This is a genomic window from Paraburkholderia domus (assembly GCF_905220705.1).
Lineage (GTDB): Bacteria > Pseudomonadota > Gammaproteobacteria > Burkholderiales > Burkholderiaceae > Paraburkholderia > Paraburkholderia domus.
The window spans coordinates 193,459-216,779 of sequence record NZ_CAJNAT010000004.1 but is presented as its reverse complement, the minus strand read 5'-3'; the positions used below and the strand labels follow the sequence as shown (position 1 = coordinate 216,779).

Below are 23,321 nucleotides of genomic sequence, written 5' to 3'. Positions count from 1 at the left end.
CGCGCGCCTAAATCGCCTTCGTCACCGGCGCGGTTGCTGCCGGATCGGTAATGCTGGTTTGGCCCGTCTCGACATGGCCCGCAATGCGCCGTAACCAGCCCGCATTGCCCGCAACAGTCAATTGAAAGTCATACCACTGACTGCTGCATGAGAGGTCCCAATGCGCCTCCACGCTCTTCCCCGCAGGCACGGTCAGCGTGAGCGGCGCCTGGCCATAGGCGACGTCGGACGCGGTGACCGTGAGCGGCGTCGTTCCCGCATTGAACAGCGTGACATAGACGTTGCCGTTGGCCACGTCGTAACACGTCACGACATCCGGCTTCGCGGCAGCATCCGCAGTCGACGAGCCCGCGAAGCGCCGGAAGTAGCCGTTCGGACCGTAGACGTTCACCATGTAATTGCCGCTCGCGTCGAACGCCCACGTATCGGTCAACTGCTTGCCAGCTTCAACGGTGTAGCGACGCGGCATCGCGGTCGGGTCGCCCGTGTACACCCAGAAATGCGCGCCCTGCGTGCCGGTATTCGCGAACGTCAGCGCATACCCTTGCGCCTGCAACTGCCCGTTCACATGCAACTCATACGGCAGCGCGCGCGCGGGCCGCGTACCGGCCTCCTGCGCCGTCACCAACTGCTGAGCGGTGCTGGCGGGCGCGGCCTGCGCGGTCGAACGCGCGCATTGCATATCGGCCTGTGCGACGTAGGTTTGCGTACTCGGCAGCGACGGCACGGTCGCGTCAGATTTCGAAAAATCGAGCGCCGTGGTCAGATCGCCGCAGACCGCGCGGCGCCATGGCGAGATATTGGTTTCGATAACGCCGAAACGCTTTTCGATGAATTGCAGCACGGAGGTGTGATCGAATACCTGCGAGCAGACGAAGCCGCCCTTCGACCATGGCGACACCACGGTCATCGGCACGCGCGGACCGAGGCCGTATGGCAGATTGTCGGCGGTGTAAGTGCCCGCTTGCGTCGCGGTCACCACGTTATGCCGTTCGAGCGTGATGTCCACCGTGCTCATGCCGGAGCCCGGCAATGTAGGTGCTTGCGGCGGCACCACGTGATCGAAGAAACCGTCGTTCTCGTCATACATGATGAAGAGAACCGTCTTGCTCCAGACGTCGGGATTCGACGTCAGTGCATCGAGGATCGTCGAGATGTAATTGGCGCCGTAGAGCGGCGTGAACTTCGGATGCTCTGAATACGCGGCGGGCGGCAACAACCAGGACACTTGAGGCAACGCATTAGCCTGCACGTCGGCCTTCAGTTGCGTCAGTGTGCGCGTACTCATCCCTCTATTCTGCAGCGACGAACCCGCCGGCGCGTTCACGAAGTTCTGGAACGAGGCCAGCATGTTCGTGCCGTAATTGCCGCTGAAATTATCGAAACCGGTGCCCTGCTGATAGATCTGCCACGAGATGCCCGCCTTTTCCAGGCGCTCAGGATAGGTGGTCCAGTTGAAGGGCTGCAGCTTGATGCTGTCGAACTGGTTGTCGATGAAGTCGGTGTTGTCGAGTAGCGGGCCGCCACCTGTGGCGAGCGGGTCGACCATCCCGGTCATCAGATACATGCGGTTCGGGTGTGTGTTGCCCGGGATCGAACAGAAGTAGTTGTCGCACACGGTGAAGGCGTCGGCGAGCGCGTAATGGAACGGAATGTCCTCGCGCACGTGATAGCCCATCGTCATGTTGCTCTTCTGCACGGCCCACTTGTCGGCGCGGCCGCTATCGATCGCACCGTGCGTGGTGGCCCACGTGTGCGGCAAGCCGCCGATACATTGCGCGTTGACGTTCGGATTGGTCGTGTCGTAGCGGAACGGCGCGATCACTTTCGTCGGATCCTCCTGGCGCGGCTGGAACCACACCGGCTGGCCGTTCGGCAGCGTCACGGGGAAGCGGTCGTTATAGCCGCGCACACCGCTCAGGTGACCGAGATAGTGATCGAACGAGCGGTTCTCCTGCATGAAGACGACGATGTGCTGCACGTCCTGAATGGTGCCGGAGACCGAACTCGGCTCGATTGCCAACGCCTTGCGAATCGATTCGGGAAACAGGGTGGTGGCAGCTGTCGCGCCCGCTAGTCCGGCGGACAGCTTCAGAAAATCTCGACGAGTTTTGGTGACCATGCGATGGACCTAATTTGAATTCGGAACTCAGGAGGCGGGCGGGACAAAGCCCGGCGGGCAACTCATGTGCGCGCTGGCCACGGGGGCATTGCCGCATGCTGCCTTGGCCGATGCAGCAGGAGTCGGCGCAGGGGACGATACGCCGTCGCCGCACGCACCGAGCAGTACTGTCACAGCACTGAGGACGATGAGCGCAAAAGGCCGGAATGCCGGTGTCGGCATGAGTGTCTCCGTGGAAAAGAATGACGGACGCGATCGCGCGTCGACAGCCGCTGCGCTCAGACGCCAGCGGTGCCGAGAAGATAATTACTGTTTGTTACACGCGAGTGTCGTGTTGGAAAGCAGGTGGACTGCGTGTCATCGCTAGCGCCTGGGCGGCTGCGGGTTATTCGCTGGATTGGTATCGAACCTGGCGACGCTTTCAATGCCGTCGTTACTGATCAGTGTCCGCAGTTCGGCTTCCATTACGTCGGCGATTTCCTGGCCATATATCTCGTCGCCATTCACGTAGACAGTGAACGACTGCAAGTACTTCGCCTTCTTTTCCGGATTCTCAATTGTCTGCCGGGTCCACTGATAAAGCGGATAGTTTTCCGGCCCCTGCTTTTCCGCTTCTCTTACGTAGTCGGCAAAAGCGTCGAACTGACACTTCAAGGTCGCGTTGTGCCTGCGCAGTACATCACGAAGCGCGGCATGCGAAGTACTCGCCAGGTCTGCGCGCAGATCGTTTGCAAGCGCGGGTGAGACGGTGATCCTTAATTGGAATTGCCATGTGGGTTCCATGTCTGCCTCGGTATCGAATCAAGAGCGCGCGCTAGCGGAAATGAGTCAGTGCTATTGGCAATAGTGCAATTGCCGGGCAGGGACCGGTTAATTCTGAATCAGCCCGCCAATGCTTGTCGCATACGTTCATTACGATTTACTTTCAACTGCAAAAAAAGAGAATAACCCTTCTGTCAATTTTTCGCGGGGCTTGCCGATAACAAGTGAACCGCCCTTTAGCTTTAGATAAGAGTCGAGGCGGCTGGCCACCTCATTTTGACCATAACCAAAGAGGCATTAGAAGCCCATGTTTGCCCTACGAAGGATTCTCCTTTTCATCCCCGTTGTCGCGCTCGCCGCGTGCTCGGTTGCCGCGCCGCCCTATTCGGCTTCCGTGGACAATATCCAGACGCTTAAGAACGCCTCTCCGTTGGCAACGCGTCTCGGCACTTTCACCAACGACGCAAGCGATGGCGATCACTCATCCGTGCAACTGCGCGCGAATCGAATGACCTCGCCCGTTGGCGATTCATTTGCCCAGTACCTTTCCAGCGCGCTACAGCAGGAACTGACGATCGCCCGCGCGCTTTCACCCGATGCCAAGGTCGAACTGAGCGGCGTGCTGCTGAAGAATAACGTCGATGCCAACATCGGCACGGCGACGGGCACGATCACCGCACGCTTCATTGTCAAGCGCGGCGCCGACGTGCGATACGACAGCGTGAAGAGCGCGACGACGCAATGGGATTCGTCGTTCGCAGCCGCGATTGCGATTCCGAGGGCGACACAGGAGTATCCGCTCATCGTCCAGAAACTGCTCGCGTCGCTCTATGCGGATCCCGCGTTCATGCAAGCCATCCAGTAATCCCTCTCTTCTCAAAGACCAGAAATCATCATGAAGCTGATGCATCTTATTCGCAGTATCGCGGTCACCGGCGCAATTGCGTCGCTCGCAGGTTGCGCACACGACATCACCATCTCCGGCGACCCGGCGGCGCTCACCGCGACCACCACGACCGCGGCAACGTCGACGACCCAAACGGCGCCGATCAACAAGACGGTTGGGCTCGTCATTACCGACGAACTGCGCGCAAAGGAAGTCGTCACGCCAGGCGGTGGCGGCGACAAGGTGGCCTACAAACCGTATCGCGATCTGGAACTTCCGATCTATGTCGAACTCAGCCAGGTGTTCAGCAATGTTGTGAAGCTGAATGTCGCGCCTGATCAGGCAATGGCTCAATCAAAAAGCCTGAGCTATGTGGTCACGCCGACAATCTCAACCACGTCTTCGTCGCCGAGCATCCTGACCTGGCCGCCGACCGATTTTTCGGTGACGCTTGTCTGTACTGTGACAGATCCGAGCGGCAAGCTCGTGACGAAAAAGGAAGTAACGGGCAGCGGTCACGCGGAGTTTAGCGAATTCAAGCGCAACTTCGGTCTCGCCGCACAACGCGCGACAATTGACGCCGTGCAGAAGCTGCAGGCAGCCATGCAGGATTCGCCGGAACTGCGTCAGTAAGAGCAGGCCGCCATGTTCAGCGCCCGCTGGATTCAGCGGGCGCGGTGCGCAGTCGCGCGAGAACGACTCCCGCCAGACAGTGCGCAATCCTTCGACGTGAATCGTTGTTCAATGGCCTGGCGCGCGTGAGTTGGCAATGCAGCTAGTTCAAGCTGGTTTCAGGCAAGCCGTTCATCTGCAACGCCACCTCTCATCCCTTATCCGTGGAATGCGCAGCGAGCCTTGAGTCGAGCTGCGGAATCTCTTCGCCCCGTACCGGCTTACCGAGAAGAAAACCTTGAGCGTGCGTGCATCCGCAGACGCGCACAAAATCCAGCTGCTCCTGCGTCTCGATACCTTCCGCCGTGGTCGGCATGCCGATTTCCCGCGCCAAAGCCACAATCCCGCGAACCACAGCAGCGGATTCACGCCGATGTACCGACTCCTTGACGAATGAACTGTCGATCTTGAGCTTGTCGAACGAGAAGTGCACGAGAGTCGACATCGTCGAAAAGCCGGTGCCAAAGTCATCGAGCGCGAGCCCGATTCCCAGCGCGCGAAGCTTCCCGACGTTACGCCGGGTGACCGTATCGTCGTTCAGCAGCACCGTTTCAGTGACCTCGATATTCAGGCGCGCCGGCGGCAGCCTGGTCTTATGAAGGATCGCCGCGACGGCCGACGCAAACGTTTCCTCCCGCAACTGCACCGGCGAGACATTAACCGCGACGGTCACGCCGTCACGCCAGTTTGCAGCTTCCGTGCATGATTGCAGCAACGCCCACTCGCCCAACGCGAGGATGAGACCCGTCCGTTCGGCGGTCGGAATGAATGCCGAAGGAGGGAGTTCGCCGCGGGTCGGGTGATTCCAACGAATCAATGCTTCGCGGCCTGAAATCGTCCCGTCACTGAGATCGACGATGGGCTGATACTCCATCCGCAAACCGCTAAAGGACTGCAGGGCGCCTTCCAGGTCGCTGCGCAGAAGGCTCAGACTCTCGTGGGATGCGTGCTTGCTGGCATCGAAGAGCGCGAACGCACTTTTGCCGCTGCGCTTGACCGAATACAAGGCGCGATCCGCGCAGATCAACAATTGCGGTCCGGTCCTGGCGTGTTCCGGATAGAGCGAGACGCCAACGCTCGCGCCGATATGCACCAGCGCCTCGCTGAGCGCGAAAGGTCGCGCCAGCGTCTTGACGATCCGGTCCGCCAGCAAGCGCACGTCGCGGTTCAGCCCCGTGCCGTCGGAAATGGCGACGAACTCGTCGCCGGCCAGCCGTCCCACGAGATCGCCGGCCGGCAGCACTTCACGCAATCGAACCGCCGCTTCCTGCAGGATCTGATCGCCGGCGGCATGGCCCAGGCTGTCATTGATCGCCTTGAAGCCGTCGAGATCGATCAGTAGAACAGCAAACAATTGATCCTGACGCCGCAAGCCTGCCTCGGTGCGCTCCAGCAGGAGCTCGCTGATACGCGCGCGATTGGGCAGGCCGGTGAGGCTGTCGTGATGGGCAAGGCGATGGCTGTTTTCGCGCGCCAGCAGCAACGCAACGGTGTCACGGTTGCTGCGCAGCGCAACCGTGAAGAAGCCCGCTGCGCAAAATGGCGCCTGAAACAGCAGCACGAGCTTGCCAGAGCCCGGAGAAAGCGCCGCCCCCACGCCTAAAAACCCGAGAATGAACGAAATCTGCAGCAGCACGAGGCGGGGTGTCCCGGCGTTTCGTCCAGCCAGCCCGCCGATTACACCCACCGCGCAAACGTTGCCGAGCAGGAAAAGCGTCTGATCCCCGCTGATATTGCACAAGAAAGTGCCGAACCCGAATAGCGCGCTCCACAGAAGGCTCGCGAAAAGGAATGCCGATGTGGGTGTCGGCTGATTATGAGCGCTGCGCCGGCAGCACAGCCAGATCAACGCGAGGCGAGCTATCAGCAACGCAACGACGGCGCCGCCCCAGCCTGCGTAAAGGACTTTTGGATAAAAATAGAACGCGGTCGCGCAAACACTGATTTCGCAAATCGACGCAAATACAATCGACGCGGTTCGCGTGAACAGGTTGGCCAGCAATATTTGCCGATTCTCCGCGCTCAGATCCTGAGCGGAGGACACGACCCACTTGAAAAATGGAGACCTTGGTTCGCTGAAAGCCATGACCTACGCATTTTTAATGGTTAGTGAGTCGAATCGTACGCGCCTCGCGATTATTACGTAAACTTAAAATGTCAGGTTGCAATGCTATTGCGCTGCTTTAGACACCACGACGCCTATACAGCCACGATATCGCGCCGCATTGCGGCTGAATACGCGATTATCCCTAGGCCTGACTGACTGTCTCACGCTCCGGCGAGACAGAAAGTCATTCAGGCGACTTCCACAGGCACCCGTTTTGCCAAAGCGCACATCAGTTCGTACCCGATCGTCCCCGACGCATGAGCGACGTCGTCGATCTTGACCTGCTCGCCCCACAGTTCGACCTTTGAACCAACCTGCGCTTGCGGGCACGGCGTCAGGTCAACCGTGAGCATGTCCATTGAGACGCGGCCAACCACGTGCGTCATGATTCCGTCGATAGCGATTGGCGTCCCTGTCGACGCGTGCCGGGGGTATCCATCCGCATACCCGCATGCCACCACGCCGATGCGCATGTCGGTATTCGCGGCGAAAGCACGGCCATAACCGACTGTTTCCTGGGCCGACAATGACTGCACGCCGATCACTTCGCTCTTGAGCGTCATCGAAGCACGCAAGCCCACGTCGTGAATGTGGCGCGACTGACCGGTGGGCGAGCCGCCGTACAGCACGACACCCGGGCGCACCCAGTCACGATGCGCCTGGGGATGCCACAGAACGGCCGCTGAATTCGCGAGACTTCGTTGACCCGGTATGCCGTGCGTCACCGCATCGAAGCGATCCATCTGCCATGCCACGTCGCCGTCGTCAGCATTCGCGAAGTGGCTCATCAGCGTGATATCCGCAATGCCGGGAATCGAGCGGGCCTCCTCCCACGCGGCGCGGTACGCGTCGGGCCGGAATCCAAGGCGATTCATCCCCGAGTTCATCTTCAGATGCACATTGACGCGTTCACGTGACGGCGACAAGCGCAACAGATCGAGTTGCTCACGGCAATGCACGGCCATGGAAAGATCGAACTGCTGGGCGATTTGCACGTCATCTGGCCTGAAAACACCTTCGAGAAGAAGAATCGGCTTGGTCCAACCCAACTCGCGCACACGGACCGCTTCGTCGAGATCGAGCAGCGCGATACCGTCCGCATTCGCGAGTGCCGGGAAAACGCGATCGATTCCGTGCCCATATGCGTTGGCTTTGACTACGGCCCAAGCCCGTGATCGAGGCGCCCGCTGCTTGACGAGGGAGAGGTTGTGGCTGACTGCGTCGGGATGAATCTGTGCAACGATCGGGCGTGGCATAGGAGGCGTTGAGGGCTTGTTTAGAAAGGGAATGGATGCCCGTTATTAAGGACCAGTGTTATGGCCGACAGGCAGCGTTTTCCACTATCGTATCTAGCTGAAGCCAGTTTTTGTTACTGTATTAAATTGATTTTTAGGTTTATTTCCCGGCCGCTTGCCTCAATCCACTGACGGCGAACATGCTGAGCGCCTGAGTGGCAGCCGGGGTTCGGTCGTCCAGAACCACGCGATCACGTTCAATCCCCAACGTTTTGATCGGTCCTGCCCACGTGTACTGCCCAGGCCTTCGAGGCCTGGGAAAGCATGAGGGGCACTCCGGTGCCGGAACGTCTTTCTGAATACGTTAGCGATCCTTACCTATTGGGTGGCCGGACGCACGTATTCGGTTACGCGCTCTTTCGCGCAATCTGCATTCTTCGTCACCTGCTCTTCGGGTGCCTGTTTTGCGGATTACCTAAGATTCCAGATTCCCCAGATTGCAATCAGCAGAGCCGCACCAAAGCCACAGCCTAACAAGATGTAAGTGTCCATTTCGAGCTCTCGATATATTGCGGGTGTGCGAGTCGGCGCGCTAACACAGCAGCATCGACGGCACAGTTGATTGCTCGAGCGTGTACGGTCGTCTATGGGTATGCCATGCCCGACGACAGTACATGTCACGCCAGAATCAGTCGCCGGATACTACCTCCGCTTCCTTTCAGAAAGCATGACTGGCTCCTCGCTGTTCAAACCCAAGGCCTCACCCCGTCTGCGTTGGCTCGCTTTGTGGCGACCTGGACTGCTCGTCATCTTGGACTAGCAGAAACGCCAGCTGCACTCATGTTGCCGGCAAAAGCGATCGGGCCTGCTTAAGAAGCTCATGCGCGGCGGCAAACTCATTACGTCCAGCCAAAGTGAGTGCGGCGTGCCCTGTGCGCGCGAACAACTCGTCGTCGGACGTTGCGACCGCGTTCAAACTGGGACCGGGATTATCGTATCGGCGAAAGAACGCGAGCGTCTGGAAAGCGTCGAACCGCCAGTCTTCGGGACCGGCCTTGGCTAGAATTTCGGCTGCTGCTGCCAACTGCCGGGTGGCAGCGAGAAATGCAGAGCGTTCCATGACATCTGTCTCCTCGTGAGGCACCGTCGCCGGTTGTTCTCAGAGTTTAGTCCAGGTCTTCGCGATGCCGCTGAAGGTGGTAAACCTGCCTACATATTCAAAGTCCGCCCCCGCAGTCGCAGACGGTCCAGCTCCAGGATGCGTTTGAGATGGGCAAAAGCGTGTTGATTTGCATGGACGGAACTTTGGCCTGATTCCATCTATCACTGGCCACTACTTGTTGAAGGCTCATGCATTGCGTTATATATATCTCGATACAACGACACAAAAGTGGTTACCTCAAGGTTCCATGACTCGCTTTATCAATGCCTTTCAGGCGCTCACCCTCGTTTCCGCCAATATGGCGCATCCGCAGCGCTTGACGACAGAAGGAAAGGCTGCCCCCACTGTTGTCTTTGCAAGGAATCGGGTTTGTGTCCAGGCCCGACCGGACGTCGGCCTCACAACCGATAATCTGCTCGACAAACTGCTGGATCCGAATATAAAGATCGGCACTTCAACACCGAAGGCAGACCCGGGCGGTGACTATGCATGGGAGTTGTTCGCAAAGGCTGACTCAGTGCGCCCCGGAGCAAAGCAGATTCTGGAGGCGAAAGCGCAGCAACTGGTGGGTGGTGCAGCAGCGCCTCAGGTTCCAGTGGGTCAGAGTCCCGTGAAGTACTTTATGTCGACGCGGCGTGTCGACGTCTTCATTGGCTATTGCAGCTCTCACGAAACAACGCCCGATTCGACCCTTGTGCAGGTCGAACTCCCGGCCAACCTCAGCATCTCCGCCGACTATGGGATGACTGTCCTGGAACTGCCGCAGACCGCTGCCACCCGCAACGCCGCTTACCGGCTTGCCTTGTATCTGATGAGTCCGGAGGCACAGGACGTACTCACACGTTACGGGTTCACGCCGGTCGCGCGCCAATAGAGTCTACGCGCCACGGCGTTCACGTTTCGCTGGACGGCTCTTCGGCAGAGCGTCCAGGTCGCGGAATCACGAATTGACATGCCCCCCTATCGCGTCCTCGAACACGCAGGTCATCGCCGGAATTCCAGCATGCGGATGCGCCGCAAAGGTCGGACCGGCCATGTGAAATAGCTTCGAGGTTGTTCGGACGAGGATGCTGTTCGCCCTCGCCGAGTCCGGTTGTTGCCTTACTTGCGCGAGGCGTTCTTGAGCTTCCACACCAGGTCGGCGAACGGCATGTCAAGATCGGCATACACCTGCTGCGCCTTCGGATCGTCGTTGCCATGCAGCATTTCCACACCCGCCGTGGCATAGTCGGTCACCGGAATGCCCGCACACACCTCCAGCGAAACGCCTGCGATCAGAATCTGCTTGCGGCCAGTCTTCTCGATCGCCGCCCGCACATTCGGATCGTCCCAGGCATTGATCGAGGTTCGGCTGATCATCGGGACACCAGGAAGCGCGGCAGTCACTTCAGGGATCGTGGGACCCCACATGCCGTCGGGCATCGTCGCGTGACCATGACCAGGAGTACTCTCGATCAGTCGATCCCCGCGCAGACACGTTCCGCTCGCCGTGACTGGAACTGCGAAATTGCGAGCAGGCCAACGATCAGGAAGATCGGCAGGCAGCTGACCAAAACGATTCGCTGCGGCGCGAAGCCAAGCGTTAGCAGAATCCCGCCGATTGCGGGGCCAACCACTGCGCCGACGCGCCCCGCAGCGGCGGCGCAACCCACCCCGGTCGTGCGTAGGGCCGGCGGATACGCCATGACCGCTAACGTTGCTTGCCCGACGCAGGCGCTGGTCGTGCCCGCGCCCACCCCGACAATGAGCAGCAACACAGCGCTCCCCTCCACCGTCAGCAAACCGAGGCAGACAATGCATCCGATCGCGAGACACGCGGTAACCATTAACGATCGCTGCACCCCGTATCGCCCGACAAACAGCAACAACGCCATATTTCCCGCGATACCGCCGATTGCATTGGCCGCTGAACCCAAGGCTGCACTTGCCGGCGAAAATCCGTACGAGACGAGCAAGGTCGGCACCCAGAACATGAATTGATAAGTCACGAGAAAGGCCACGAATGCGATGGACCAGATGACGATCGTCTGGAATGCAAACTGACCATGAAACAGCGCTGCGATGCTCGATGACTTAGCCGAATCCTGCGTTACCACGCCGTACGAAGAAGCGTCCGCGTGCTGACGGTGGTCGGTTCCACCGAGCGCGACCCAGACAAAAGGCAGCAGCGCGAGCGGCAGGATCCCGCCTGCTATGAAAACTGACTGCCAGCCATGATGCGCAATCAGCAGCGACGCCAGCAAACCGCCCAACCCGGCACCGGCTGACAAGCCGGTTGTAGCGGCGATAGTTGCCGCAGCGCGAGTTTGCTCCCCGGCATGGTCGGCGATACAGGAGATCGTAGCCGGCACCGCCCAGCCGAGGCAGACCGCGGTGACGAGTCGAATCACAGAGATGCTCATGATCGAACCGGCAAGCGTGGTGCCGAGAGAGAGCAACGCGAACGCCACGATAGCAAGCACGATGAGACGGCGCCGCCCGAGGCGTGCCACGAGCGCGCCGCTCGACACATAGCCGAGGACCGCACCTATACTCGTAGCGACAAAGGCAGGCGTGAGCGCCGCATGCGCGATGTTCCATTCGCGAGCAAGTGTCGGCGCGACGTATGCGATCGCCGCCGTATCGAAGCCGTCCACGGCCATCACGCAGAAGCAGACAAGGCCGAGCATCCATAACTTCGCGTCGACCACCGATAGCGGCGAAGCGATTTGCACAGGTGACACAGGTTTCATGGTTCCGCTCTTTCAGGATGGTGTGGGAGGTATTGAGTCCGCGGCTACACCGGGTCTTTGTCGAAAGACATCAGAAACGGCCCGGTGCCGGAAAAGGCACGCCATCCGTCGAGACCGGGGTTGCCAGTTCGAACGAAACTCGCGACGCCGGCGCTAAAGCGGGAAGCGAGCGGTTGCAACTCATCGTTGCTGAAGCCTTCAAGCATCGGCGCATCGAACCAGTCGGTCAGATTGTCGAAGAAGAACGGCAGTTCGAGACAGTGCGGGGCGTATAGATGCGGCTTGCGAGTCTGAAGATCGAAGCGATAGGCGAATGCCTGTCCGTGTTCAGCATAGGTACTCGCCAGCGTCACGGCGGGCAGCCCGAAAATCTGTTCCGACAATCCATCGACCCATTGGGTATAAGGTGTCGCGCCGGTCCGGTGCAAAGCCATCTGGCGATACCGCACTACGGCGTCCGCACCATACGCATGGCGATACCAGTCAAGGACGGAGTCCGGTGCATCGTTGATTGCCTCAGCTTGTTGCCATAGGAACGATGTGAACTCCTCACGCGTAAAGCCGACCATGATTTCACTGCAATGCGCGCGCCCGGCGGCCGTATCCAGATCGTCCATCCAGTCGCGTAGCAACACGCCATCGGTATAGGGGCGAAAGAGTGGCGTGACCGAACCCGGTACGGCACGCTCCCGGGTGGCTGTCATCACTGCATCGAGGACGCGTGCCGACGATTCGCGTGCCAAGGCCGCAATATTGTGCACACCGAGAATTTTCATGACGTGATGTGTCGCGTCCCCGATGTCGTCCGCCGTCGCGCCCAGGCGCCCTGGGCAGCTAAGCATGATGGCGCGCTTGAAAAGGCCCTTTGCCTCGGTGCACAAGGTGAGCAAGCGGGTCAGTACCGCCCCGGCGGACTGGCCCGACAGCGTGACGTTGTCCGCATCGCCACCAAATGCCTTGATATTCGCGGCGATCCAGCGCAACGCGGCCAGCACGTCCCGCACGGCATTGTTGGAGGGCGCGTCCGGTGCGGATAAATTGCCCCAGATGCCGAGCCGGTAGTTGACGGTCACAACGACCATGTTGCCGTTGCGCGCCAACGCACTACCGTTGTACCAGCGCGTGCCGCCGCCTGAACTGAAGCCGCCGCCGTGCACGAACACGAGCACCGGAAGTCCTTGCGCGTCTTGCGGCGCGAAAACGTTGACGGTAAATGCCTGATCCGATTGGGGAGACGCATCGATGGCTGGGCCCATGACTTCCGCGAGTCTGCTTTGTGGCTGTGTGAATACCGCTGGCAAGCCGCCGCAATCGAGCGTGCCTTCCCACGCGGGCGCCGTCTCGACTTCGGCGAAGGGGCCGAGTTCACCGGTGGCCGCGCCGTAAGGTACGCCGAGCCAGATTCCGACGCCGTCGGTTACGTGGCCGCGGACCTTGCCGGAGAGGGTTTCGACAACGGGCGCGGCTTGGCTGGAAAAATGTTGCATGGCTATTGATCTGGTTGGTTATCAGAGAAAATGGGAAGCGGACAGAGGAAGACGATCGCCTAAAATACCGTCTGGATACCTAATGAGGTAACGATCTGGTTGCCGGAACTCGATGCGCCCGGCGTGCCGTTGATCTGTGCTTTAGCACCCGGACCCGTCGCGCGTTGCGCGACGACTTCCGCATAAACCGTGGTACGCCGGGAGAGGTTGTAATTGACAGTGCCCGCGAGGCTCTGCGCATGTTTGTCCTGCAACACCGCGTTGCCGTCCATGTAGGTGTAGGTCAGGCTCGCGCCGATCGCGGGGGTGAAGTCAAAGCCGACTGTTGCGTCGTAGGCGGCGATCTGACCGCCGGTCGCGGTGTTCCTTGACCAGGTAGCGAGCACGGCCAGCTTCCACGGCGCGGGGCGAATATTGGCGCCGACGCCGATATTCCGGATTCCGTCGCTGCCATTATTGAGTTGCGGATATTTGGCCATCGTATAAGCCGCGCCAACACCCAGCAGTGCGTTGGAATAATTGGCTCCGAAGCTGCTTGACGAGGACGCGCCGAATCGTCCCGCCTGCCCGCCGAAACCGTACATCGCGCCAAACGTCAGTCCGTTGAAATTCGCCGACCTGAATTTCACACTGTTGTTGAGCGCCTCGCCGTTGACGCGGTCGAAGTCCATGTCGCCATTGCCACCGTACGGCACGCCGAAGCCCGCAAACGGCCCCTGGTGAGCGCCGACGATGCCCGCGTAGTACGCGCCGGTATAACCGTCGACTGACAAATCGAACATGAAATCGCGGTGCGAACCCGCAGTGAGCGTGCCCCATTGGTCCGACAGACCGACGTAGGATTCGCGAGAAAACAATGAACCGTTGCCGCCGGCATTGGCGCCGTTCGCAATGCTGAACATAGCCGAGAGTAGATAAACAGACTTCAGGTCGCCGCCGAGATCCTCGGTGCCGCGCAGAAAGAACGTGTTCGGCCTCAATACGCCGGCCGGGCTCATATAGGTCGACGCGCTGCCGCCGACGTTGGTCGCATAGTTCAGACCGGCGCTGATCAGACCACCCAGTTCCACGCTGCTTTGCGCGTGGGCGTGGGTTGCGCTCAAGGCAAATGCGACGGCCGTTGCCGTTGAGCATTTGCCAAATATCCGTTGTTTTCCCACCGCTACTCCGCTTGAAAAGGTTGATTAGGGCACCGCACGCTTGCCGATATAATCGGTTCCATGTTTTGTCTCCGGCGTGACTGAGTGCGGCGTCAACCCGAGTCTGCTGGCACTTGGCACGCCAAAAAAACGAATTAACCGGCAAGCGGCATGAAGAAAATTCATGCCCGGGAAAACACCGAATGGAAGACAGCAGAAAACGTGTGGGGCGCCTGAAAATGCGACACCTCTCGGTGATCTACGAGATCGGGCGCACGGGCAGTCTGCAAAAGGCGAGTGAACAACTGGCGCTTAGCCAATCCGCGATTTCAAAAGCGCTGACCGAGGCGGAAACGCTGATCGGGGCGCAACTGTTCGAACGCACACCGTTCGGTTCGCGCGCCACCTTGCAGGGTGAAGTGCTGATGCGCTATAGCGCCAGGGTCATGACCGACCTGGAACGCGCGGAAGACGAGTGCGACGCCTTGTCCAGAGGTGAGTCGGGCAAGCTGACGGTCGGCGTATTTACACCGGTGGGTTGGTGGGAGGCGCTGTCCCGCTGCGTCAATGTGTTCGGGAAAGTGGCGCCGCGCGTGGGGCTGACGCTGCGGCAGGCGTCGATGGAGCAATTGCTGTCCGAACTCGACGCAGGTGACGTGGACCTGGTGATCGGTCGATGGATCGACCTTGACCGTCCCGGGGTCCTGCGTGCCGAACCGCTGTTCCACGATGGCGGTCCCGCATTTGTCGGGCGCGCGCATCATCCGCTCGTTGGCAAGACGGTCACGCTGGAAGAAATGGCCGCGTTCCCGTGGTTTCTGCCGGAAGGACCGAGCGTGTTGCTGACGAATTTGCGTAACGTACTCGATGCCGCCCGGGTTCCGTTGCCGCATCGCGTGATTTACTCGCACGTCTACACGATCAATCTCGCGATTTGCGCGCACACCGACACGATCGCATTATTACCAGGCTTCGCGATCGATGAAGTTGGCGCGTTGTATGGATTGCGCAGGATTGGCTACGCCGCACCATTCGGAACGCTTCCGCTGTCAGCCATCTGGCGGGAGGATAGCCCGGGGCGGGAGGCAGCCGAAAAATTCGTCGCCGAGCTCAAGACGATTTGTCAGGAAGGTGCGGGCTAGGCGCCGACCCGCTCAGAAGCCCGCGTAGGAATCATCGGGTTGGAACCGAAATCCTGTAAGTCAATTTGGACTACCTTGCGAGATTCGATTCCATGCGACGAACGGCATGTCTACACTAATAATTTTCGACCCAAGGTCGCAGTTCGACCTCCCATGTCCACGCGCTGCGGTACTGACGAGATGTGGAGATACTCCTTTGCTATCGCGTCAGGGTCCAACCATTTGTCATCAGTGCTGCCAAGCTGTTTGCGTTCGACTCATGATTCCTCCGGATTCAGTAGGGACCGGTGCAGCGGCGCATGCTGGGCGTTTGTCCCCGTTCGCCCCGTATAGCTTGCCGATTGCAGACGGTGGTCGCGAACCGCGCTGGTGTTGGGCAACGACCGCTATCCGCTCGCTTGAGCGGGGTTGCGGGAAGCGCGCTTCGTCATATTGTCCGCCGGCAACATGCCCGGCAAAGCCTCCACAAAGAAATCCGCTTGCAATGCCGCCCCAGTCTGCACGTCGTACTGTGCAAAGTCGCGCACACCTGCGGCCAGCAGGACTTCGTCGTCGAGGAAGAAGTTTCCCGAACACTCTTTGGCTGGGCGCGTCAGGATATAGTGGGCCGCGTCGGCGACTATCTCAGGCTTGCGACATGCTGCAATCATGTCCTTGCCGCCAATCTCATTGCGCACAGCGGCGGTCGCGATAGCTGTTCGAGGCCATAGCGAATTGACGGCGACACCCCGGTCTTTGAACTCTCCGGCAAGCGCTAGTGTGAACAGGCTCATTGTGTATTTTGCAATGGAGTATGCCGGAAAGTCGCTAAACCATTTTGCGTCGCTGACCAGTGGCGGCGACAGCGTGAGGATGTGCGGGTTCGGCGAATTGAGCAGATGCGGCAGGCACGCTTGCGCGCATACGAACGTGCCTCTGCCATTGACCCCGTGCATCAGGTCGTACCGTTTGACGGGTGTGTCTAGCGTGCCAGTCAGTCGAATGGCACTGGCATTGTTCACGAGGATATCGATGCCACCGAACAACGCAACGGTCTCGGCAACGGCTGCTTTCACGCGTTCTTCGTCGCGAATATCCACAACAAGCGGGAGCGCCTTGCCGCCAGCAGCCTCAACCGCTGCAGCCGCCGTATAAATCGTACCCTCGAGACGGGGGTCCGGCTCGGCGGTCTTTGCGCAAATCACGACATTCGCGCCGTCGCGTGCGGCTCTGAGTGCAATCGCGAGTCCGATGCCGCGACTGCCACCGGACATGAATAGAGTCTTGCCAGCAAGGTTCATGGTCGTCTCCCGATGATTTACAGCAGCATACGCTTCCGCAGTCATGGGCGCGCGGGGGTCGGTGCCGACTACGTGCCGCAGACCTCTTCCAACCTGGGGATACCCGCGAACCCGCTGTGGGCGCGGCAGCGCCGCATTGTTCGCTTTGCAGCAATTGTGATTTCACGCTATTGGCATAGAAAAAGGATAGGCGCCGCCTAAACTGAGTCCTGTCAGCGGCGCGCGTCTCACTCGACCCGCAACGCTCCTAAAAATCGCATTGAGGATTCGTCATGAAAAGCAAACTTCTTGCAGCTCTGCTCATCGCAGCTACCACCGCTATCGCTGCGCCTGCGTTTGCCAGCGGCTATGGCCCGGCACCTTCCTATCGCCCGTCAGTGGGCGCGCCCGCATCGCAGCGTGGCCAGAGTGCGCAAACCGTTGCAGTCGAACGCAACGACGCGGTCGGCTCCGTCAATGATTCGTACGGTGGTGTAGTCGCATCGACTTCGGAGTCTGGCAGCCGTCAACCTGCCGAGTCTGTTGGCCGTCTGTACGCAGGCCACTAATCTGAAGGTCGTCTGCAGACAGAGACTGTAGTGAGGTGTCGAAATGCTGAAGATTATCGAGGGTGCAGTGATCATGGGGGCGCTGATGCTCTATCTGGCGCCCGCAATGATTGCAGACGCTAGAGAACGCGAAGACGCGTTTGCGGTGACGATGGTGAACATCCTGCTGGGCTGGACGGTTATCGGTTGGTTCGCAGCGCTAGTGTGGGCTCGGCATCCGGTCAGCGACCGCCGTATGAAGCACTTCACAAGGCGGGCACAACGCGCGGTCGCACGAGTCACCATTGATGCAATCGTTGCGCGAGCTGAACGTCGTGCTGGCTCAATTCCTGTGTTGAACCCCCGTGTGGTGCCCGTAGTCACGCGGATCGCAGCGAACCGTCGCTACCAACAAAGAGGTTAGCGGTAGTCGTGGACCACGCATCAATGGGTTGTTTGGCATTCGGAAGGCGGGCACCGTGCAGTGCTGCCCTTTCGAACTGCCAAGTCGGTTGAGCATAGCGACGATCCTTTGACCCATTGACGGTATTTTTTGGGAGATTGAAAATGGATGTGCCTGTTACCGAGGAACAAATTCGTACGCTCGCGTTCTATCTTTGGGAGGAAGAAGGAAGTCCCGACGGGCGTTCCCAGGACTATTGGGAAAAAGCACGGCAGCAGCTTGGCGCAGATGGCGCACTGGCTCAATTGGATTCAGATACTAGCTCGGTGTGACTGGAGCGGCTCGTTCGACTTTGCGGTACCGCGGCTGCAATCAAGTTTGCCGTTCCTGCGTTCAATCGGATGTGCATCGAAAACGGGTATGACCAACAACACCGTTGCGGAACCTGATTGCGTTTCTGCGGCAGAATTGGTGGCCGTTCCGAAAGTGACGTATCAGCACGACCGGCGCAATGCATAAGCTTATGAATGCAAAGCCGACGTCAGAGTGACCACGCCTGCCAACCATGAAAAGTTCCAGCAGCAAGGATTTGCGGACCACCTTCGTGGTCCAGCTGAGTTCAGTATCCGGGTCAAATTTGCGTTGACGACAACAATGTCAGTCAAAGAGCTCCGCAATCAGTGCGTCTACCATCCCGTAAACAGAAGTTTTTCACGGGTTGCGTAAGCAAAACTATTCAACGTCGGCAAAATCCTCTCAGGCGTCGCCCCCAACTCCCCCGTCACCGACTTCGCCAGATTCCATCCAGCCTCCACGCGTCCGGACTTCATAGCAAACCAAGTCGCGTTTCTTAGCGCCTCCCACAACGCGGGAACCATTTAGTCTAGTTGAGTAAAGGCTCGTGAGAGAGATTCTCCCGCAGACCATCGGCCTCCGACCGTCTGTATTTCGGTCCGACCGACTTTACTCTTTCAGATCAAATGCCTTCTGAAGCCCTCCAGCCCGCCCACAATTTACTTGACATCTAAACTATCGAAGCCTAAATTACATTCCAGAGCAAAGACCACGTGAGGAGACATCATGCGCATCGTCTGTATCGGCGGCGGCCCAGCCGGCTTGTACTTCGGTTTGTTAATGAAGGGACGGAACCCGGCGTATGACGTCACGGTGGTCGAGCGCAACCGGCCCTATGACACCTTCGGCTGGGGCGTCGTGTTCTCCGACCAGACGCTCGGCAACCTGCGCGCCGCCGACGCTCCAAGCGCCGACGCGATACTCGACGCCTTCAATCACTGGGACGACATCGAGATCAATTTCCGCGGCAGGCAGATTCGCTCGTCTGGCCACGGCTTCTGCGGCATCGGCCGCAAACGTCTGCTGAATATCCTGCAGGCACGCTGCGAAGAGCTCGGCGTCAAGCTGGTTTTCGAAACCCAGGTCACGGACGACACAACCTACGACGCCGACCTGATCATCGCCTGTGACGGCGCCAACAGCGCCATCCGTCAGAAGTACACCGCCACTTACAAGCCCGCCATCGACATGCGCGATTGCCGCTTCGTCTGGCTCGGCACCAAAAAGCTGTTCGACGCGTTCACCTTCGCCTTCGAAGAAACCGAGTTCGGCTGGTTCCAGGCCCACGCTTATCGCTTCGACGATCAAACCTCCACGTTCATTGTCGAAACACCGGAGCGTGTGTGGCGCGCCGCCGGTCTCGACGAAATGAGCAAGGAAGACAGCATCGCCTTCTGCGAGAAGCTGTTCGCCAAGTATCTGGACGGCAACGCGTTGCTATCGAACGCAGCGCACTTGCGCGGTTCGTCGCAGTGGATTCGTTTCCCGCGCGTCGTCAACGAAGAATGGGTGCATTGGCGCGGCAACGTCGACGGCACGCAAACGCCGATCGTGCTGATGGGCGACGCGGCGCACACCGCGCACTTCTCGATCGGCTCCGGCACCAAACTCGCGCTCGAGGATTCGATCGAACTCGCCAACAGCATCGGCGCGCATCCCGGTGACTTACCCGCCGCGTTGAAGCACTACACGGATGTCCGCAGCATCGACGTATTGCGCATTCAGAACGCCGCGCGCAATTCGACGGAGTGGTTCGAGCATGTCGATCGCTATACATCGTTCGAACCGGAACAGTTCGCCTATTCGCTGCTGACGCGTTCGCAGCGCATTTCGCACGAGAATTTGCGGGAGCGTGACGCGACCTATCTCTCGACATTCGAAGACTGGCTCGCACACCGCTCAGGCATTGACCGCGCCCCCGAAAAACACTCCGTTCCGCCGATGTTCACGCCCTTCACGTTGCGTGGCGTCACGCTGAAAAACCGCGTGGTCGTCTCGCCGATGGCGCAATACTCTGCCGTCGACGGCATCGCCGGCGACTATCACCTGATGCATCTTGGTGCGCGCGCCATGGGCGGCGCCGGACTGGTCATGACGGAAATGACCTGCGTGTCGCCCGAAGCGCGCATCACGCCCGCTTGTCCCGGCATGTACGCACCCGAGCATCTCGCGGCGTGGAAGCGCATCGTCGACCTTGTGCACAGTCAGTCGGACGCGAAGATCGGCATCCAGCTGGGGCACTCCGGCGCCAAAGGCTCGACACGCGTTTCGTGGGAAGGCATCGATCAGCCGCTCGACGAAGGCAATTGGCCGGTTGTGTCCGCTTCGCCGCAACAATATTTAAGTGGCGTCAGTCAGATTTCGCATGAGGCCACCCCAGACGAACTTCAAGAAATCGAAGCGCAGTTCGTGCGCGCTGCCCAAATGTCCGCCGAGGCAGGCTTCGATTGGCTCGAACTGCACTGCGCACATGGCTACTTTCTGTCGAGCTTCCTGTCGCCGTTGACCAACCATCGCACCGACGAATACGGTGGCTCGCTCGAAAACCGGTTGCGCTACCCATTGCAGGTCTTCAAGGCGATCCGCGCAGTCTGGCCGCAAGACAAGCCGATTTCCGTGCGAATTTCCGCTAACGACTGGGTCGAAGGCGGCACCACGCCCGACGACGCCGTGCAAATCGCCAGTGCCTTCAAAGCTGCAGGCGCCGACATGATCGACGTCTCGTCGGGCCAGGTCAGCAAGCAGGAAAAGCCCGTGTTTGGCCGCATGTTCCAGACGCCATTCGCCGACCGCGTGCGCAACGAAGCAGGAATCGCAACGATTGCGGTTGGCGCGATCTCGGAAGCAGACCATGTGAACAGCATCATCGCGGCAGGCCGTGCGGATCTCTGCGCAATTGCGCGACCGCATCTGGCGAATCCGTCGTGGACGTTGAATGAAGCCGCAAAAATCGGCTATTTCGATGTGATGTGGCCGAAGCCTTACACGGCAGCGAAGTCGCAACTGGAACGCAATCTCGAACGTGAGCGTGCCCAGGCCGCTGCGAACGCAGGCCTGACGCCGCAAGAACGCGCGCAACGCGCAGAAGGAACCACGTGAACACGCCCATCAGAACGCTCGCAGGACAGCACGCTGTCGTCACCGGCGGCGGCAGCGGCATCGGTGCAGCGGTGGCCGAAGCGCTGCTGCGCGCCGGCGCGCGCGTCACCTTGATGGGGCGGAACGCACAACGTCTTGATGCGCAGCGCGAAAATTTCAACGGGCTCGGCGAGGTCGCCTGCATCAGCGTCGACGTCGCGAGCGAAGAATCGGTCGAGAAAGCATTCGCACAAGCCGGCGCAATCGACATCCTCGTCAACAACGCGGGCCAGGCGCAAGCCGCGCCGTTCAGCCATACCGACATGGCGCTCTGGCAACGCATGCTCGACGTGAACCTCACCGGCGTGTTCCTCGGCACGCGCGCCGTATTGCCCGGCATGCTCGAACGCGGCCACGGCCGTATCGTCAATGTCGCGAGCACGGCGGGGCAAATCGGCTATGCGTACGTCGCCGCTTACTGCGCCGCGAAACATGGCGTGATCGGCTTGACGCGTTCACTCGCACTGGAAGTCGCCACGAAAGGCGTCACCGTCAATGCAGTCTGCCCCGGCTACACGGAGACCGAGCTGCTGCACGCATCGCTCGAACAGATCACCAGCAAGACCTCGCGCACCGAACAGCAGGCGCGCGAAACCTTGCTTCGCTCGAATCCGCAACATCGCTTTGTGAGTCCGGAGCAGGTCGCCAACGCAGTGCTGTGGCTCTGCCAACCCGGCTCGGACGCGATCACGGGCCAATCCATTTCCATCTCCGGTGGAGAAGTAATGTGACCAAGTCATCGAACATCAAAAAACCCCCGACGGCAGAAGTCAAGCCGCCACGCAAAGGCGTCGCCAAACCAGCGGAGAACGTCGTGGATCTGGAAATGAGCACCGGCGTCGATAGTCACATGGGTCTGCGTTTGTGGCTGCGCATGTTGACCACGACCAATCTCGTGCAAGCCGAACTACGCAAGCGCCTGCGTAACGAATTCGACACCACGTTGCCGCGTTTCGATTTGATGGCGCAACTCGAACGTCATCCGGAAGGCCTGAAGATGACCGAGCTGTCGCGCCGTTTGATGGTGACGGGCGGCAACGTGACCGGCATCACGGATCAGCTCGAAAAGGAAGGTCTGGTTTCACGCGATACCGATCCGAACGATCGCCGTTCGATCAGCGTGTGCCTCACGCCCGCAGGCCGCAAGGCGTTCGACAAGATGGCAGTCGCGCACGAGCAATGGGTTGTCGAATTGTTCGGCGGCTTGAGTCTCGACGAAAAATCGCGCACCCATCAGCGCCTCGGCAAACTCAAGAAACATCTGCTCGACAGTCTGAAAGACTGATCCGCACCGAATCGGAGAAAGCACTCATGACACGATCCAACACCGATGCGCTACTAGCCGGCAACCGCCTGACGCTCGCCGGTTACGAGGCGCAGCACTTCGGCTGGTCGGTTGCCGACAAGGTCGCGACGATCACGCTGAACCGGCCCGAACGCAAGAACCCGCTGACATTCGAATCGTATGCGGAGTTGCGCGATCTGTTCCGGCAACTCACCTACGCGACCGACGTCAAGGCGGTAGTGATTCATGGCGCTGGCGAGAACTTCTGCTCCGGCGGCGACGTGCACGACATCATCGCGCCGCTGATCGATCTGCCGATGCCGGAACTGTTGCTGTTCACGCGTATGACCGGCGACCTGGTCAAAGCGATGCGTCATTGCCCGCAACCGGTAATTGCTGCGGTAGACGGTGTATGCGCCGGCGCCGGCGCCATTCTGGCGATGTCGTCCGACATGCGCCTCGGCACCGCGCGCAGCAAGCTCGCGTTTCTGTTCTCGCGCGTCGGCCTCGCGGGTTGCGATATGGGCGCTTGCGCGATCCTGCCGCGCATTATCGGTCAGGGACGCGCCGCCGAGCTGCTGTTCACCGGCCGCTCGGCGAGCGGCGAAGAAGGCCACGCATGGGGTTTCTATAACCGCCTGTGCGAACCGGCAGCGCTCCTCGCAGACGCACAAAAACTCGCCGCCGATCTCGTCGCCGGCCCCACCTTCGCGCATGGCATCACGAAGAGGATGCTGCACCAGGAATGGAGCATGAGCATTGACGAAGCGATCGAATCGGAAGCGCAAGCACAGGCAATCTGCATGAGCACGCGCGATTTCGAACGGGCGTATAGCGCATTTGCCGCAAAGTCCCGCCCTGTGTTCGAGGGAGATTGAATTGAGCACG

Annotated in this window: 21 protein-coding genes; 11 read left to right on the top strand and 10 right to left on the bottom strand. The window is 59.8% G+C overall.

All coding sequences use genetic code 11. The features are described from left to right. Positions 1-7: 7 nt before the first annotated feature. Positions 8-2,122 carry a phosphocholine-specific phospholipase C gene (locus tag KHO31_RS11205; protein WP_201123114.1) on the bottom strand — a complete coding sequence of 705 codons (2,115 nt, stop codon included), beginning with the start codon at positions 2,120-2,122 and terminating at the stop codon, positions 8-10. Between the two features lie 363 nt (positions 2,123-2,485). Beyond that, positions 2,486-2,905, bottom strand: coding sequence for a hypothetical protein (locus KHO31_RS11200; protein WP_201074584.1), 420 nt, complete (start codon positions 2,903-2,905; stop codon positions 2,486-2,488). A gap of 286 nt (positions 2,906-3,191) precedes the next feature. Between KHO31_RS11200 and KHO31_RS11195 the strand changes: the two genes are divergently transcribed. Both KHO31_RS11195 and KHO31_RS11190 read left to right on the top strand, forming a co-directional pair. Next, entirely contained in the window at positions 3,192-3,749 is a 558-nt protein-coding gene (locus KHO31_RS11195; RefSeq protein WP_201074583.1) for a hypothetical protein, read from the top strand. A gap of 30 nt (positions 3,750-3,779) precedes the next feature. Further along, positions 3,780-4,403: a hypothetical protein gene (locus KHO31_RS11190; protein WP_211623323.1), complete on the top strand. Its 624-nt coding sequence runs from the start codon at positions 3,780-3,782 to the stop codon at positions 4,401-4,403. A 190-nt stretch (positions 4,404-4,593) separates the two neighbouring features. On the opposite strand, the gene KHO31_RS11185 is transcribed toward KHO31_RS11190, so the two are convergent. From KHO31_RS11185 to KHO31_RS11175, 3 genes are all read right to left on the bottom strand, one after another. Further along, a complete protein-coding gene (locus KHO31_RS11185) occupies positions 4,594-6,528 on the bottom strand; it encodes a putative bifunctional diguanylate cyclase/phosphodiesterase (protein WP_211623321.1) in 1,935 nt (644 codons plus the stop codon). A 209-nt stretch (positions 6,529-6,737) separates the two neighbouring features. Beyond that, complete coding sequence (alr, locus tag KHO31_RS11180; protein WP_201074580.1) at positions 6,738-7,805, bottom strand: alanine racemase; 1,068 nt, start codon at positions 7,803-7,805, stop codon at positions 6,738-6,740. A gap of 817 nt (positions 7,806-8,622) precedes the next feature. After that, complete coding sequence (locus tag KHO31_RS11175) at positions 8,623-8,904, bottom strand: hypothetical protein (RefSeq protein WP_236061360.1); 282 nt, start codon at positions 8,902-8,904, stop codon at positions 8,623-8,625. 217 nt (positions 8,905-9,121) lie between these two features. Here KHO31_RS11175 and KHO31_RS11170 point away from each other — a divergent pair, with 217 nt between their 5' ends. Further along, entirely contained in the window at positions 9,122-9,820 is a 699-nt protein-coding gene (locus tag KHO31_RS11170) for a substrate-binding domain-containing protein (RefSeq protein WP_211623318.1), read from the top strand. Positions 9,821-10,047: 227 nt separating this feature from the next. Here the strand turns inward: KHO31_RS11170 and KHO31_RS39245 are convergent, their stop codons facing one another. From KHO31_RS39245 to KHO31_RS11155, 4 genes are read right to left on the bottom strand one after another with little or no spacing between them, the layout of a single operon-like run. Further along, on the bottom strand, positions 10,048-10,401 hold the full coding sequence (locus KHO31_RS39245; RefSeq protein WP_236071208.1) for an isochorismatase family protein: 354 nt from the start codon (positions 10,399-10,401) through the stop codon (positions 10,048-10,050). Next, complete coding sequence (locus KHO31_RS39240; RefSeq protein WP_236071182.1) at positions 10,401-11,678, bottom strand: MFS transporter; 1,278 nt, start codon at positions 11,676-11,678, stop codon at positions 10,401-10,403. Before KHO31_RS39240 ends, KHO31_RS39245 begins: the two co-directional genes overlap by 1 nt. 44 nt (positions 11,679-11,722) lie before the next feature. Then, entirely contained in the window at positions 11,723-13,165 is a 1,443-nt protein-coding gene (locus KHO31_RS11160) for a carboxylesterase family protein (protein WP_211623317.1), read from the bottom strand. A 59-nt stretch (positions 13,166-13,224) separates the two neighbouring features. Then, positions 13,225-14,325 carry a porin gene (locus KHO31_RS11155; RefSeq protein ID WP_268962261.1) on the bottom strand — a complete coding sequence of 367 codons (1,101 nt, stop codon included), beginning with the start codon at positions 14,323-14,325 and terminating at the stop codon, positions 13,225-13,227. A 182-nt stretch (positions 14,326-14,507) separates the two neighbouring features. Here KHO31_RS11155 and KHO31_RS11150 point away from each other — a divergent pair, with 182 nt between their 5' ends. Further along, complete coding sequence (locus tag KHO31_RS11150; RefSeq protein WP_211623315.1) at positions 14,508-15,446, top strand: LysR family transcriptional regulator; 939 nt, start codon at positions 14,508-14,510, stop codon at positions 15,444-15,446. 386 nt (positions 15,447-15,832) lie between these two features. Here the strand turns inward: KHO31_RS11150 and KHO31_RS11145 are convergent, their stop codons facing one another. After that, entirely contained in the window at positions 15,833-16,726 is an 894-nt protein-coding gene (locus KHO31_RS11145) for an SDR family oxidoreductase (RefSeq protein ID WP_211623313.1), read from the bottom strand. 272 nt (positions 16,727-16,998) lie between these two features. On the opposite strand from KHO31_RS11145, the gene KHO31_RS11140 reads away from it, so the two are divergent. The 7 genes from KHO31_RS11140 (at position 16,999) to KHO31_RS11110 (ending at position 23,311) form a co-directional block, all read left to right on the top strand. Further along, positions 16,999-17,274: a hypothetical protein gene (locus tag KHO31_RS11140; RefSeq protein ID WP_201074570.1), complete on the top strand. Its 276-nt coding sequence runs from the start codon at positions 16,999-17,001 to the stop codon at positions 17,272-17,274. 43 nt (positions 17,275-17,317) lie between these two features. Further along, positions 17,318-17,677 carry a superinfection immunity protein gene (locus KHO31_RS11135; protein WP_211623311.1) on the top strand — a complete coding sequence of 120 codons (360 nt, stop codon included), beginning with the start codon at positions 17,318-17,320 and terminating at the stop codon, positions 17,675-17,677. Positions 17,678-17,820: 143 nt separating this feature from the next. Beyond that, positions 17,821-17,988, top strand: a complete 168-nt coding sequence (locus KHO31_RS11130) for a DUF2934 domain-containing protein (protein ID WP_211623309.1) — start codon at positions 17,821-17,823, stop codon at positions 17,986-17,988. A 748-nt stretch (positions 17,989-18,736) separates the two neighbouring features. Continuing rightward, complete coding sequence (locus tag KHO31_RS11125; protein ID WP_201074564.1) at positions 18,737-21,109, top strand: bifunctional salicylyl-CoA 5-hydroxylase/oxidoreductase; 2,373 nt, start codon at positions 18,737-18,739, stop codon at positions 21,107-21,109. After that, on the top strand, positions 21,106-21,879 hold the full coding sequence (locus KHO31_RS11120; protein WP_201074562.1) for an SDR family NAD(P)-dependent oxidoreductase: 774 nt from the start codon (positions 21,106-21,108) through the stop codon (positions 21,877-21,879). Before KHO31_RS11125 ends, KHO31_RS11120 begins: the two co-directional genes overlap by 4 nt. Continuing rightward, the gene (locus KHO31_RS11115; protein ID WP_201074561.1) at positions 21,876-22,433 is read left to right on the top strand and encodes a MarR family winged helix-turn-helix transcriptional regulator; all 558 of its coding nucleotides are present in this window, start codon (positions 21,876-21,878) and stop codon (positions 22,431-22,433) included. Before KHO31_RS11120 ends, KHO31_RS11115 begins: the two co-directional genes overlap by 4 nt. 26 nt (positions 22,434-22,459) lie before the next feature. After that, the gene (locus KHO31_RS11110; protein WP_201085607.1) at positions 22,460-23,311 is read left to right on the top strand and encodes an enoyl-CoA hydratase family protein; all 852 of its coding nucleotides are present in this window, start codon (positions 22,460-22,462) and stop codon (positions 23,309-23,311) included. The last annotated feature ends 10 nt before the right edge of the window (positions 23,312-23,321 follow it).

Coding starts and splice junctions, on each gene's coding strand:
- KHO31_RS39240 (WP_236071182.1), bottom strand. CDS start 11,678: ATGAAACCTGTGTCACCTGTGCAAATCGCTTCGCCGCTATCGGTGGTC.
- KHO31_RS11140 (WP_201074570.1), top strand. CDS start 16,999: ATGAAAAGCAAACTTCTTGCAGCTCTGCTCATCGCAGCTACCACCGCT.
- KHO31_RS11190 (WP_211623323.1), top strand. CDS start 3,780: ATGAAGCTGATGCATCTTATTCGCAGTATCGCGGTCACCGGCGCAATT.
- KHO31_RS11125 (WP_201074564.1), top strand. CDS start 18,737: ATGCGCATCGTCTGTATCGGCGGCGGCCCAGCCGGCTTGTACTTCGGT.
- KHO31_RS11150 (WP_211623315.1), top strand. CDS start 14,508: ATGGAAGACAGCAGAAAACGTGTGGGGCGCCTGAAAATGCGACACCTC.
- KHO31_RS11200 (WP_201074584.1), bottom strand. CDS start 2,905: ATGGAACCCACATGGCAATTCCAATTAAGGATCACCGTCTCACCCGCG.
- KHO31_RS11160 (WP_211623317.1), bottom strand. CDS start 13,165: ATGCAACATTTTTCCAGCCAAGCCGCGCCCGTTGTCGAAACCCTCTCC.
- KHO31_RS11195 (WP_201074583.1), top strand. CDS start 3,192: ATGTTTGCCCTACGAAGGATTCTCCTTTTCATCCCCGTTGTCGCGCTC.
- KHO31_RS11145 (WP_211623313.1), bottom strand. CDS start 16,726: ATGAACCTTGCTGGCAAGACTCTATTCATGTCCGGTGGCAGTCGCGGC.
- KHO31_RS11205 (WP_201123114.1), bottom strand. CDS start 2,122: ATGGTCACCAAAACTCGTCGAGATTTTCTGAAGCTGTCCGCCGGACTA.
- KHO31_RS11175 (WP_236061360.1), bottom strand. CDS start 8,904: ATGGAACGCTCTGCATTTCTCGCTGCCACCCGGCAGTTGGCAGCAGCA.
- KHO31_RS11130 (WP_211623309.1), top strand. CDS start 17,821: ATGGATGTGCCTGTTACCGAGGAACAAATTCGTACGCTCGCGTTCTAT.
- KHO31_RS11185 (WP_211623321.1), bottom strand. CDS start 6,528: ATGGCTTTCAGCGAACCAAGGTCTCCATTTTTCAAGTGGGTCGTGTCC.
- alr (WP_201074580.1), bottom strand. CDS start 7,805: ATGCCACGCCCGATCGTTGCACAGATTCATCCCGACGCAGTCAGCCAC.
- KHO31_RS11135 (WP_211623311.1), top strand. CDS start 17,318: ATGCTGAAGATTATCGAGGGTGCAGTGATCATGGGGGCGCTGATGCTC.
- KHO31_RS11110 (WP_201085607.1), top strand. CDS start 22,460: ATGACACGATCCAACACCGATGCGCTACTAGCCGGCAACCGCCTGACG.